This is a genomic window from Streptomyces sp. NPDC002795 (assembly GCF_042888725.1).
Classification (GTDB): Bacteria; Actinomycetota; Actinomycetes; order Streptomycetales; family Streptomycetaceae; genus Streptomyces.
This window is the reverse complement of record NZ_JBIAQB010000012.1, coordinates 197,864-210,667: the sequence shown is the minus strand read 5'-3', so window position 1 is coordinate 210,667 and position 12,804 is coordinate 197,864. Positions and strand designations below refer to the sequence as shown.

Annotated in this window: 8 protein-coding genes; 2 read left to right on the top strand and 6 right to left on the bottom strand. The window is 70.8% G+C overall.

Translation table 11 applies throughout. From position 1 onward, the window contains the following. Window positions 1-35: 35 nt before the first annotated feature. The gene (gene tmk / locus ACFYWS_RS32250; RefSeq protein WP_389282337.1) at window positions 36-3,116 is read right to left on the bottom strand and encodes a dTMP kinase; all 3,081 of its coding nucleotides are present in this window, start codon (window positions 3,114-3,116) and stop codon (window positions 36-38) included. A 104-nt stretch (window positions 3,117-3,220) separates the two neighbouring features. Further along, the gene (gene topA, locus ACFYWS_RS32245) at window positions 3,221-6,052 is read right to left on the bottom strand and encodes a type I DNA topoisomerase (protein WP_389282335.1); all 2,832 of its coding nucleotides are present in this window, start codon (window positions 6,050-6,052) and stop codon (window positions 3,221-3,223) included. 385 nt (window positions 6,053-6,437) lie between these two features. On the opposite strand from topA, the gene ACFYWS_RS32240 reads away from it, so the two are divergent. Together ACFYWS_RS32240 and ACFYWS_RS32235 are read left to right on the top strand one after the other, a co-directional pair. Continuing rightward, a complete protein-coding gene (locus tag ACFYWS_RS32240) occupies window positions 6,438-7,031 on the top strand; it encodes a TM2 domain-containing protein (protein ID WP_389282334.1) in 594 nt (197 codons plus the stop codon). A gap of 3 nt (window positions 7,032-7,034) precedes the next feature. Continuing rightward, entirely contained in the window at window positions 7,035-7,451 is a 417-nt protein-coding gene (locus ACFYWS_RS32235) for a DUF2752 domain-containing protein (protein WP_389282332.1), read from the top strand. A 125-nt stretch (window positions 7,452-7,576) separates the two neighbouring features. On the opposite strand, the gene ACFYWS_RS32230 is transcribed toward ACFYWS_RS32235, so the two are convergent. The 4 genes from ACFYWS_RS32230 to ACFYWS_RS32215 all read right to left on the bottom strand — a co-directional run bounded on the left by ACFYWS_RS32230 (window position 7,577) and on the right by ACFYWS_RS32215 (window position 12,761). Continuing rightward, window positions 7,577-7,774 (bottom strand): hypothetical protein, encoded by a 198-nt coding sequence (locus ACFYWS_RS32230; RefSeq protein WP_389282331.1) that lies wholly within the window; start codon window positions 7,772-7,774, stop codon window positions 7,577-7,579. A gap of 119 nt (window positions 7,775-7,893) precedes the next feature. Next, window positions 7,894-9,420, bottom strand: a complete 1,527-nt coding sequence (locus tag ACFYWS_RS32225) for a methyltransferase (protein ID WP_389282329.1) — start codon at window positions 9,418-9,420, stop codon at window positions 7,894-7,896. A 95-nt stretch (window positions 9,421-9,515) separates the two neighbouring features. Continuing rightward, window positions 9,516-10,097, bottom strand: a complete 582-nt coding sequence (locus tag ACFYWS_RS32220) for a small secreted protein (protein WP_389282327.1) — start codon at window positions 10,095-10,097, stop codon at window positions 9,516-9,518. Between the two features lie 252 nt (window positions 10,098-10,349). After that, entirely contained in the window at window positions 10,350-12,761 is a 2,412-nt protein-coding gene (locus ACFYWS_RS32215; protein WP_389282325.1) for a sodium-translocating pyrophosphatase, read from the bottom strand. Between the last annotated feature and the right edge of the window lie 43 nt (window positions 12,762-12,804).

Below are 12,804 nucleotides of genomic sequence, written 5' to 3'. Positions count from 1 at the left end.
CACTGACATCGCCCGAACCGTGGCCGGGATCCCGCCTACCGGCGGCGCCGGCCACCCCGGTCGTCCTCGTCCTCACGGTCACCGAGCAGCTCGTCCGCCAGCGACGGCAGGTCGTCCAGCGGCGTCTCCTCCGCCCAGTCGGGCCGGGGCCGCCGCGGCTTGCCGCTCTCGTCGACCTGCGGAAGCTCCGCCGTACGCTCATTGGGACTGTCCGGCCCTGAACCCGCCCGCTCATCGCGGAAGTAGCCGCTCGGCACCCGGTCGGCCGGCTCGGACACCTGAGGGAGGACCGCCGTCTCGTCCGCCGCGCCGGGCACGGGCGGCTGCGGCAGCTGCGTCGTCTCCTCGGCGTCCTCCGCGTCCCGTACCTGCGGCAGCACCGTGGTCTCTTCGGCGTCGGGCCGCACGATCGGCGTCGGCACCGTCGTCTCGTTGTCCACCGGCCCGTCGTCCGGCGCCTCGCTCGGCAGCTCGACCTTGCGGAAGTTCGCGGTCGGCGCGCCCGCGCTCCGCTGCGCCTGCTCCGCGGCCTGCGCCGCGAGCCGCCGCGCCTCCTCCGCACGCAGCAGCGCCTCTTCGGCCTTGCGCTGCTTCTCCAGGCGCCGCTCCTCGGCCTCGGCCCGAAGCCGCGCCTCGTCCTCGGCCTGCTTACGAAGTCGCTCCTGCTCGGCGGCGCGTGCCTCTGCCTCGGCCTTCAGGCGGGCCCGCTCCTCCTCGGCCTTGCGGCGCTCCTCCTCGGCGCGCTGCCGCGCCTCCTCGGCCTGCCGCTCGGCCTCCAGGCGCTGCGCCTCCTCCAACTCGCGGCGCTTGCGCTCCTCTTCCTCGGCACGCAGCTTGGCGAGCTGCTCCTGGCGCTCGCGCTCCAGGCGCTCCTCCTCCGCCTTTCGGGCGGCCTCTTCCTCGGCCTTGCGGCGCGCCTCTTCCTCGGCGGCCTTCCGGGCCTCCTCCTGCGCCTTGACCTCGGCCTCGGAGAGCGGGAGGAGTACGTCGAGCCGGTGCCGGACGACGGTCGTGACGGACTCCGGCTCCTGGCCGGCGTCGACCACCAGGTAGCGACCGGGGTCGCCCGCCGCCAGCGTCAGGAAACCGGAGCGCACGCGCGTGTGGAACTCCATCGGCTCCGACTCGAGCCGGTCGGGCGCCTCGGTGAACCGCTCGCGCGCGGCCTCCGGGTCGACGTCGAGCAGCACGGTCAGGTTCGGTACGAGACCGCTCGTGGCCCACCGGTTGATGCGGGCGACCTCGGTCGGCGACAGGTCGCGTCCCGCGCCCTGGTAGGCGACGGACGAGTCGATGTACCGGTCGGAGATGACGACGGCGCCGCGCTCCAGGGCGGGCCGGACGACCGTGTCGACGTGCTCCGCGCGGTCGGCGGCGTAGAGCAGCGCCTCGGCCCGGTGGGAGAGCCCCGCCGAGGACACGTCCAGCAGGATGGACCGGAGCCGCTTGCCGACCGGCGTGGCGCCCGGCTCGCGCGTGACGACGACCTCGTGGCCCTTGCCGCGGATCCACTCCGCGAGCGCCTCGGCCTGCGTCGACTTCCCGGCGCCGTCCCCGCCCTCCAGGGCGATGAAGAATCCGGTCGCGGCCGGGGCCTGCACCGGGTCGTTCCCGCCGAGCAGCGCGTCCCGCAGGTCGTGCCGGAGCGGCACCCCGCTGCGGTCGTCGGCCTTGGCGAGCACGAGCGCGGCGACGGGCAGCAGCAGCGCGCCCACGAGCATCAGCGTGTACGCGGCGCCCCCGTGCGCGAAGACGAACTTTCCGCTCTCCAGGTGATGCGGACCGATGAGCGCGGCAAGGACCGGCGCGAGCAGTGCGCCGAGCGCGACACACCCGCGTACGACGGCCTGCAAGTGCTCGGTCGTGCGCGCCCGCCGGTGGTCCTCGGACTCCTGGTCGAGCAGCGTGTGCCCGGTGTTCGCCGCGATGCCCGCGGTGACCCCGGCGAGCGTCACGAGGAGGATCACGCTCGTCACGTCGGGCACCAGGCCCGCCGCGAGCAGTCCGATGCCGGTGAGCGCGATGGCGAGGGCGAAGAGTCGGCGCCGCGAGAGCGGCGGCAGCACCTTGGGCGCCATGCGGATGCCGACGACGGTGCCGCCGGTCAGGCCGAGCACGAGCAGGCCGAACGTGACCGGGCCACCGCCCAGGTCCTTGGCGTGCAGCACGGACACGGCGACGGCCGCCGCGATCGCCCCGGCGACACAGGAGCAGGCGAGCACGAGCAGCCGGATCACGCCGGTACGGCCCTTGTCCACGCCCGTGCCGGTGCTGGGCCTGCGCAGACCCTCCAGCGGCGACCGCGCGCGCGGGGTCTGCGTGTCGGGCAGCTCCAGGAAGAACACGACCGACAGGGAGGCGGCGAAGAGACCCGCCCCTACGTAGGACGACAGCGCCACCTGGTGCGCGGCGAACCAGTCCACGCCCGCACCGATCAGGTTCTGCACCAGGGTCACGACGACGAGGCCGGCCGCGCCCAGCGGCACGGCGACGAATCCGGTGCGCAGCGAGAGCCGCCGCAGCGCGTCCGTGTGGTCGGGCAACGGCCTGACGGCCGCGCCCTCCAGAGGCGGCGGGGGCAGCAGCGCGGGCGCCGCGCTCGCCTTGGCGACGGTCCAGAACCGCTCGGCGACCCCGCCGACGAAGGCCGTCACGAGGAGCATCGCCAGCGCGTTGTCCGGCACCCAGTCGATCCACAGGGGGGCGACGATGAGCAGCGCGGCGCGCACTCCGTCGGCGCCGACCATGGTCCAGCGCCGGTCGAGCGGTCCGCCGGGCGTCGTCAGTGAGGTCAGCGGCCCGAGCAGGACGGCGCCGAACAGCAGCGTCGACAGGATGCGCGCCCCGAACACGGCGGCGACGGCGAAGGCCACGCCCCGGTATCCACCGCCGAACGACTCCTCGGGGATGGCCGTCTGTACCGCCAGCACCACGAGTACGAGCAGCCCGATCACGTCGCCGACTCCGCCGACGAGCTGGGCCGACCACAGTCGCTTCAACTGCGGTACGCGCAACAGTGCGCGCACCGCACGCTCCCTGGAGTCCGCCACCAGGGCGTCGTCGGAGGCCGTGTCGGAGGCCGTGTTGGGGTCCGTTGGCTGCGCGGCTGGGGTCATTCGTCCAGCCTATAGGGCCCCACTGACACACCGAAGGTGTGTTCCCGGTGTGAACGCCTCCCCGCATGCGACACGGGGAGGCACTCGTTCCGCCGGGCCGCCGACTACTCCGCCGGGGCCGTCTTCTTGGCGGCCGTCTTCGCGGTCGTCGTCTTCTTGGCCGCGGTCTTCTTCGCCGTGGTCGTCTTCTTGGCGGCCGTCTTCTTGGCCGCCGTCTTCTTCGCGGCGGTCTTCTTGGCGGGCGCCTTCTTGGCCGCGGTCTTCTTCTTGGCCGGGCCCTTGGCCCGCTTCTCGGCGAGCAGTTCGAACCCGCGCTCCGCCGTGATCTCCTCCACGGAGTCGTCCGAGCGCAGCGTCGCGTTGGTCTCACCATCGGTGACGTACGGGCCGAAGCGGCCGTCCTTCACCACGACGGGCTTCTCGCTGACCGGGTCGGTGCCGAGCTCCTTCAGCGGCGGCTTGGCGGCCGCGCGTCCGCGCTGCTTCGGCTTGGAGTAGATCTCCAGGGCCTCTTCCAGCGTGATGTTGAAGAGCTGCTCCTCGGTCTCCAGGGAGCGCGAGTCCGTGCCCTTCTTCAAGTACGGGCCGTACCGGCCGTTCTGCGCGGTGATGTCGACGCCCTCGGCGTCCTGGCCGACGACGCGCGGCAGCGACATCAGCTTCAGGGCGTCGGCCAGCGTCACCGTGTCGAGCGCCATGGACTTGAAGAGCGAGGCGGTCCGCGGCTTCACCGCGTTCTTCCCGGTCTTCGGGGTGCCCTCGGGGAGCACCTCGGTGACGTACGGGCCGTAGCGGCCGTCCTTGGCGATGATCTGGCGCCCGGTCTGCGGGTCGGCGCCCAGCTCGAAGTCGCCGCTCGGCTTGGCGAGCAGCTCCTCGGCGTACTCCACCGACAGCTCGTCGGGCGCGAGGTCCTCGGGGACGTCGGCGCGCTGGTGGTTCTCGGAGTCGCGCTCACCGCGCTCGATGTACGGGCCATAGCGGCCGACACGCAGCATGATGTCGCTGCCCACGGGGAACGACGAGATCTCGCGGGCGTCGATCGCGCCCAGGTCGGTCACGAGCTCCTTGAGGCCGCCGAGGTGGTCGCCGTCACCGTTCCCGGCGTCCGCGGCGCCGCCCTGGCCGTCCGAGCCTTCGCCGAAGTAGAAGCGCCGCAGCCACGGCACAGCCTGTGCCTCGCCACGCGCGATGCGGTCGAGGTCGTCCTCCATGGAGGCGGTGAAGCTGTAGTCGACCAGCCGGCCGAAGTGCTTCTCCAGCAGGTTGACGACGGCGAACGACAAGAAGGAGGGCACAAGCGCCGTCCCCTTCTTGAAGACGTAACCGCGATCCAGGATGGTCCCGATGATGGACGCATACGTAGACGGGCGGCCGATCTCGCGCTCTTCGAGCTCCTTGACGAGCGAGGCCTCGGTGTAGCGCGCGGGCGGCTTGGTGGCGTGGCCGTCGACCGAGATCTCCTCGGCGGACAGACCGTCGCCCTCGGCGACCTGCGGCAGCCGGCGCTCACGGTCGTCCAGCTCCGCGTTCGGGTCGTCGGCGCCCTCCACGTAGGCCTTCAGGAAGCCGTGGAAGGTGATCGTCTTGCCGGAGGCGCTGAACTCGGCGTCGCGGCCGTCGGCGGACGTGCCACCGATCTTGACCGTGACGCTGTTCCCGACCGCGTCCTTCATCTGGGAGGCGACGGTGCGCTTCCAGATCAGCTCGTACAGCTTGAACTGGTCGCCGGTCAGGCCGGTCTCGGCGGGCGTGCGGAAGCGGTCGCCGGAGGGGCGGATCGCCTCGTGCGCCTCCTGCGCGTTCTTGACCTTGCCGGCGTACGTACGCGGCTTGTCCGGCAGGTAGTCGCTGCCGTAGAGCTGCGTGACCTGCGAACGAGCGGCCGCGACGGCCGTGTCCGACAGCGTCGTGGAGTCCGTACGCATGTAGGTGATGAAGCCGTTCTCGTACAGCTTCTGGGCCACCTGCATGGTCGCCTTCGCGCCGAAGCCCAGCTTGCGCGAGGCCTCCTGCTGCAGCGTCGTCGTACGGAACGGGGCGTACGGCGAGCGGCGGTACGGCTTGGACTCGACGGAGCGTACGGAGAACTGCGTCTGCTCCAAGGCGGAGGCGAGCGCCCGGGCGTTCGTCTCGTCCAGGTGCAGCGTGTTCGCCGAACCGGCCTTCAGCTGGCCGAGCGAGTCGAAGTCGCGGCCCTGTGCGATGCGCTTGCCGTCGACCGCGCTGAGGCGGGCGGTCAGCGACGACGGGTCGGAGGAGTCACCGGCGCGGCCCGTCGCGAACGTGCCCGTCAGGTCCCAGTACTCGGCCGAGCGGAAGGCGATGCGGTCGCGCTCGCGCTCGACGACGAGGCGGGTGGCGACGGACTGGACACGGCCCGCCGAGAGGCGCGGCATGACCTTCTTCCACAGGACCGGCGAGACCTCGTAGCCGTAGAGGCGGTCGAGGATGCGGCGGGTCTCCTGGGCGTCGACCAGCTTCTTGTTCAGCTCGCGGGGGTTCGCGACGGCGGCGCGGATCGCGTCCTTGGTGATCTCGTGGAAGACCATCCGGTGGACCGGGATCTTCGGCTTGAGGACTTCCTGGAGGTGCCACGCGATGGCCTCGCCCTCGCGGTCCTCATCGGTGGCGAGGAAGAGCTCGTCGGATTCCTTCATGAGGTCCTTGAGCTTCTTGACCTGCGCCTTCTTGTCGCTGTTGACGACATAGATGGGCTGGAAGTCGTTCTCGACGTCCACCCCGAGGCGGCGCACCTCACCGGTGTACTTCTCGGGGACCTCGGCCGCGCCGTTGGGGAGGTCGCGGATGTGCCCGACGCTCGCTTCGACGACGTATCCGGGGCCGAGATAGCCCTTGATCGTCTTCGCCTTGGCGGGCGACTCGACGATGACGAGTCGGCGGCCGCCCTGTGCGGTCTCGCTGGTCGGGGACAACTTCGCTCTTCTCTCCGGTCGGCGGTTCGGGGCCGTGTCGATGGCTTTCTCCCGCGGGATCGTGCCGTTTCCGCGGCACTGCTGCGGAGTGTGACGGTACCTCCCGCCGGTGTGTCAAACGGGAAAAGCACGCAGCAGCCACTCGGAACGGTAACCCGACTCTTCGGGATCCTGCCCCCGGACCGTTGAGTGGACGCCTCGCCTCCGGGTGCCCGTGCCGGTGCTTCGTGTGTCGGGTTCCTGTGGCGAACGTCCCTATTACGTAGCGGTCCGTGCCCTAGGACTCCCCTGTTTATCCCTTCCTGACAAGATGGCGCGTGGCTGGGGGAGCCCGCGGGAGCCTCCGGCTCGTCCCCAAGGCATCACTATCCAGGAGCTTCCCGAAATGTCCGACAGCAATCCGTACGGCCAGCCCCCCAAGGACCAGTCGGGCGGGAACCCGTACAACCAGCCCCCGGCGGACCAGCCGGGCCAGCAGGGCGCGGGCCCGTACGGCTACCCGCAGCAGGGCTCGCAGCCCGGCTACGGCACGCCGCCCCCCGGCCAGCCCGGTCAGCCGCAGGGCCAGCCCGGTCAGCCCGGTCAGCCCGGTCAGCCCAGCTACGGCTACCCCTACCCCGGCTCCGCCCCGGCCGGCGGCGGCGCGTACCCGCCCCCGCCGGGCCCCGGCATGGGCGGTCCGGGCATGGCCCCCAACATGGGCATGCCCTACGACCCGGCGGCGCCCTACGGCTACGACCCGTACGGCCGCCCGTACTCGGACAAGACGAAGCTCGCCGCGGGTCTCCTCGGCATCTTCCTCGGTTCGTTCGGCGCGGGCCGCTTCTACACGGGGCACACCGGGATGGCCGTCACCATGCTCATCGTGTCCGTGGTGACCTGCGGACTCGGCGGCATCTGGGGCCTGATCGACGGCATCATGATGCTCGCCGGCGGCAACGCCACCGACTCTCAGGGCCGCCTGCTGCGGGACAACTGACCCGTGCCCCGCGCCGCGTCCCCCACGGCCCGCCTCAGGGGCGCGCTCGGCGCCCCCGCGGCGGTCCCGCTCGGGGTGCTCGCGGCGGGGGCAGCGGCCGCGCTGTACCTGTACGGCACGGACCCGCACGAGCCGGGCCACGCCCTGCCGGGCTGCCCCTTCCGGTTCGCCACGGGGCTGCTCTGCCCGGCGTGCGGCGGGACGCGGATGGTCTACGACCTGATGCACGGTCAGTACGTCATGGCCTGGCACGACAACGGCGCGCTGCTGTTCGCCGCCCCCTTCGCCCTTGCCCTGCTGGGGCGTTGGGCGTACGAGGGGCTGCGCGGCCGTCGCTGGTCGCCGCCGATCGGGGGTCGCGGTGCGGCCGCGATCCTGATCGGGGCGCTGGCCTGGGCGGTGCTGCGCAACGCGCTCTGAGTCACCTCTGAGCGACTTCCGAGCGACTTCTGAGCGCTTCTGATCTGCTCGCTGGTCTGCTTGCGGGTCTGTGCTTGCTGGTCTGCTTCTGATCTGCTCCTGGGCGGCGCCCAGTTGGGCCGGGCCTAGACCTGGCCGAAACACCACACGGCGAGCGCCAGGGCTCCCGCCCCGGCCGCCCCCGCGAGCACCACCGACGTCACAGGGCGCACCCCGTACGCCACCGGCTCACGGTGCGCCGCGCGCGCCCCGGTCCACGCCAACAGGCCTGCCCCGAACAATCCGAACACCGCGCCTGCGAACACCGCGGGAACACTCTCCATCGCCTTGCCTCCCCCACCTACGGACCGATTCCGGTACCCAGGCGGGTGACGCTGACACGGGCAGCCGAACCCCGGATGAACTCCCGGGCGCCACAAGGCGAAGTGCGGTCGACCGGCTTTCAGTCGACGGGCGTGAACGGCTCCAGGAACCCCAGCTCGACCAGCGTGCGGATCTGCGCGGGAGTGCGGTCGCGCAACGAAACCGGGTCCTCGCCCACGAGTTGGGCGATGGCGTCCAGGATCGTCCCGGCGCTCAGCGACCCGTCGCACACACCCGCGAACCCGGCGCCGACCGTGTCCACCTTCGTCGCACGGAGCATCCCCCGCCCCTGCCGCAGCACGACGTGCTCCGGGTCCTCGGCACCCGGCAGCCCGACCTGCTCCTGCACGACCTCCCCGGCCAGCTTGAAGTGCGCGCCGAGCAGCGCCGCGTCGTCGTACGCCCGCAGCCAGTCGACCCGCTCGAAGTGCGCGCGCACGGTCTCGCCGAGCGGCTGCTCGACAGGGTGCGGCCACTCCTCGATGACGATCGAGGGCTCTTCGGAGGCGGTCTTCCTGAGCGTGATCCAACCGAAGCCGACGGCCCGCACCTTGCGCGCCTCGAACTCGTCGAGCCAGGCGTCGTACCGCGCCGCGTACGCGGCCTGATCGCCGCGGTGGTCACCGGCGTCACGCAGCCACAACTCGGCGTACTGCGCGACGTCCTGCACCTCGCGCTGCACGATCCAGGCGTCACAGCCGCGCGGCACCCAGGAGCGCAACCGCTCGGTCCACTCCTCCCCCTCCACGTGCTGCCAGTTGGCCAGGAACTGCGCGTGCCCCCCGTCGTTCAGGTGCTCCCCTGCCTCCTGAACGACCGAGCGGCACAGATCGTCCCCGCTCATGCCGCCGTCGCGGTACGTGAGGCGGGCTCCCGGGGAGATCACGAACGGCGGGTTGGAGACGACCAGGTCGTACGTGGCGTCGCCCACGGGCTCGTACAGCGAGCCCTCCCGCAACTCAGCCGCCTGCACACCCGACAGCGCGAGGGTCAGCGCGGTCATGTGCAGCGCCCGCGGGTTGAGGTCGGTCGCGGTGACCCGCGTGGCGTGGCGCGCCGCGTGCAGCGCCTGGATCCCGGATCCGGTCCCGAGGTCGAGGGCCGAGTCGACGGGCGTACGCACGGTGATCCCGGCAAGCGTCGTGGACGCCCCGCCGACCCCGAGCACGACGCCTTCCTGGCTGCTGCCGATGCCTCCGGCGCCCCCGACCGCGCAGCCGAGGTCGGACACGATGAACCAGTCCTCGCCCTCGGGGCCGCCATACGGGCGTACGTCGACGCTCGCCGCGACCTCGTCGCCCCCGACGGCCCGCAGCCAGCCGCTCTCCACGCACGCGTCGAGCGGCAGCACCTCGGCCACGCGCTCGCGCGGCGCGGGCTGCTGCAACAGGAAGAGCCGGACGAGCGTCTCCAGGGGGCGCTCGCCCCGGGTGGCCCGCAGAGCGGGCACGGTCTCGCTGCGCGCGAGCGCCGCGTAGGCGGACGCCCCGAGCAGCTCAAGCAGCCCATCGGCAGTGAACTCGGCAGAAACCAGGGCGTCACGCAGGGACCGGGCGACGTCGGAACGGTCAACGGAGGGCAGCGGTGCAGCAACGGAAGAACTCACCCCTCCATTGTCACCCGCACACCGCGAACACGACGGCGCCCCCGGCGCGGCGCAGCAATGGCGCGACCCCGGGGGCGCAGAAGAAAACGTGAGGCCTAGGACCCCGAAGGCGTAGCGGATGCGCTCTTGCAGCTCTCCTGCTTCGCCATCGCCTTGCCCACGTCCCCCTCCTCAAGGTTCTTGAGCGCGTCGCTGCCGTCCTGGCTCAGCGTGTCCAGCTGGCCGGCGATGCCCTTGAGCCCGTCGGCGAACTTCGCCTGGTCGCCGGTGTCGAGCTTGTCGACCTTCTTCTTCAGGTCGGCGTACGACGTCGAGATCTTGTCGAGCTCCTTGACGGCGTTCTGCTGCTTCTTGTCACCGCCGTCGACCGGCGGAGCGCCGGCCTTGTCGACCGCGTCACCGATCGCCTTGTACGCGTCGGACATGTCCTGGAACGCCTGCGAGTCGGTCTTCTGGACCTGCTCGGGTTCGCTGTTGTCCGAGGTCTCCTTCTGGATCGCGGTGTTCGCGGCCTCGATCTTCTTGGCCTGCGGCTGGACCTTGTCGCAGACCTGCTTGGCCCAGGAGTCGAGCTTCTCGTTGCTGTCGTCGCTGCAGCCCGACAACGCCAGTACCAGTACCGCACCGCCGGACAGTGCGGCAGCAAGCTTCTTGTTCACCGGATTGGTCCCTTCCATGGCTCTCGGCCCCGGAACTTACACGCCACGCACACGACAATCGCACGCCGGGTGTCCTGTACGACCACTTTATTGACCTTTAGCAGCCATTTGCACCAGGAGAGATAAGGCTCACTGAAACCGGAAGGGCCCGCCCCGCAGACGTAAGGAAACTACGCCAGAACACACCGATGGGCGGACAGCCCGTCAAAAGGCGCTGTCCGCCCACCTGTTGTCACCCTGACGTGCACTCAGGTCACGTACGCATGTTCCTCACGTACGTGTCGTGGAGACCACGGCGGGATCCGACTGTTCCGGCACCCGTCCGGCCCCTTCGGCGCCCCCGTCCTCGTCCCCGCCGACCGCGATGCCGCGTCGCTTGGACATGTACACAGCACCGATGATCACGGCGAGCGAGACGACGGCGGCCGTGATCCGCACGCCCACGCTCGCGTCGTCCCCGTAGCTGAACTTGACCACCGCGGGCGCGATGAGCAGCGCCACGAGGTTCATCACCTTCAGGAGCGGGTTGATCGCGGGGCCCGCGGTGTCCTTGAAGGGGTCGCCGACCGTGTCGCCGATGACCGTCGCCGCGTGCGCCTCGCTGCCCTTGCCGCCGTGGTGCCCGTCCTCGACGAGCTTCTTGGCGTTGTCCCACGCACCGCCCGAGTTGGCGAGGAAGACGGCCATCAGCGTGCCCGTCCCGATCGCCCCCGCGAGATACGCGCCGAGCGCGCCGACGCCGAGCGTGAAGCCGACCGCGATCGGCGCCAGGACGGCGAGCAGCCCGGGCGTGGCGAGCTCCCGCAGCGCGTCCTTCGTACAGATGTCGACCACACGCCCGTATTCCGGCTTCTCCGTGTAGTTCATGATCCCGGGGTGCTCGCGGAACTGCCTGCGCACCTCGTAGACCACCGAACCAGCCGACCGCGAGACGGCGTTGATGGCGAGCCCGGAGAAGAGGAACACCACCGCGGCTCCGGCGATGAGCCCCACCAGGTTGTTGGGCTGTGAGATGTCCATGACCAGGTTCATGGGCCCGCCGTCGCCGACTTTCTCGCCGACGTCTCTGGCCGCTGTGAGGATCGCGTCCCTGTACGAGCCGAACAGGGCGGCGGCCGCGAGCACGGCGGTCGCGATGGCGATGCCCTTGGTGATGGCCTTCGTCGTGTTGCCGACGGCGTCCAGGTCGGTGAGCACCTGCGCGCCCGCGCCCTCGACGTCACCGGACATCTCGGCGATGCCCTGCGCGTTGTCGGAGACCGGGCCGAAGGTGTCCATGGCGACGATGACGCCGACCGTGGTGAGCAGCCCCGTACCGGCCAGGGCGACCGCGAACAGGGCCAGCATGATCGACGTACCGCCGAGCAGGAACGCCCCGTACACGCCGAGCCCGATCAGGATCGCGGTGTAGACGGCCGACTCGAGGCCGATGGAGATGCCGGCGAGCACGACGGTCGCCGCGCCGGTCAGCGACGACTTGCCGATGTCCTTGACCGGTCGCCTGCTCGTCTCGGTGAAGTAGCCGGTGAGCTGCTGGATGAGGGCCGCGAGCACGATGCCGATCACCACGGCGACGACCGCGAGGATCCGCGGGTCGCCCGCCTTGCCGCTGATCGCCTCGTCCGTGACGCCGTCCAGGTCGGCGTACGTCCCCGGCAGATACGTGTAGACGGCGATGGCGACGAGCACGATCGAGATCACCGCGGAGATGAAGAACCCGCGGTTGATGGCGCTCATCCCGGAGCGGTCGGAGCGGCGCGGCGCGACGGCGAAGATGCCGATCATGGCCGTGATGACCCCGATCGCGGGCACGATCAGCGGGAACGCGAGGCCGGCGTCGCCGAAGGCGGCCTTGCCGAGGATCAGCGCGGCGACCAGCGTGACGGCGTACGACTCGAAGAGGTCGGCGGCCATCCCCGCGCAGTCTCCGACGTTGTCGCCCACGTTGTCGGCGATGGTCGCGGCATTGCGCGGATCGTCCTCCGGAATGCCCTTCTCGACCTTGCCGACCAGGTCGGCGCCGACGTCGGCGGCCTTGGTGAAGATGCCGCCTCCGACACGCATGAACATCGCGATCAGCGCGGCACCGAGCCCGAAGCCCTCCAGGACCTTGGGCGCGTCGGCCGCGTAGACGAGCACGACACAGGAGGCGCCGAGCAGGCCGAGCCCCACCGTGAACATGCCGACGACGCCGCCCGTACGGAAAGCGATCTTCATTGCTTTGTGCGAGACGGCGGTGAGATCCTTTTCCGGCTCGCCTTCCGCCGGGGTCGCTTCTCTTGCGGCGGCGGCGACGCGCACATTGCTGCGCACCGCGAGCCACATTCCGATATAGCCGGTGACGGCCGAGAACACCGCGCCGATCAAGAAGAAGATCGACCGGCCCGCTCGCTGATTCCAGTCGTCCGCCGGAAGCAGCATGAGCAGGAAGAACACGACGACTGCGAATACGGCGAGGGTTCGCAGCTGTCGGCCCAGATAGGCTTTCGCGCCTTCCTGGACCGCGCCCGCGATCTCCTTCATCGAGTCCGTGCCCTCGCCGGCCGCGAGTACCTGGCGCACCAGGACTCCGGCGACGGCGAGCGCCGCGAGCGCGACGACGGCGATGACGACGACGATCAATCTGTTGTCGTCGGTCAGAACTGCGGCTGCGAACGTAGCAGGGGTAGAGGGCTCCGCCATTCGTCCTCCTTGACGCTTGGACTGAGCTCAAGATGTGGACGGA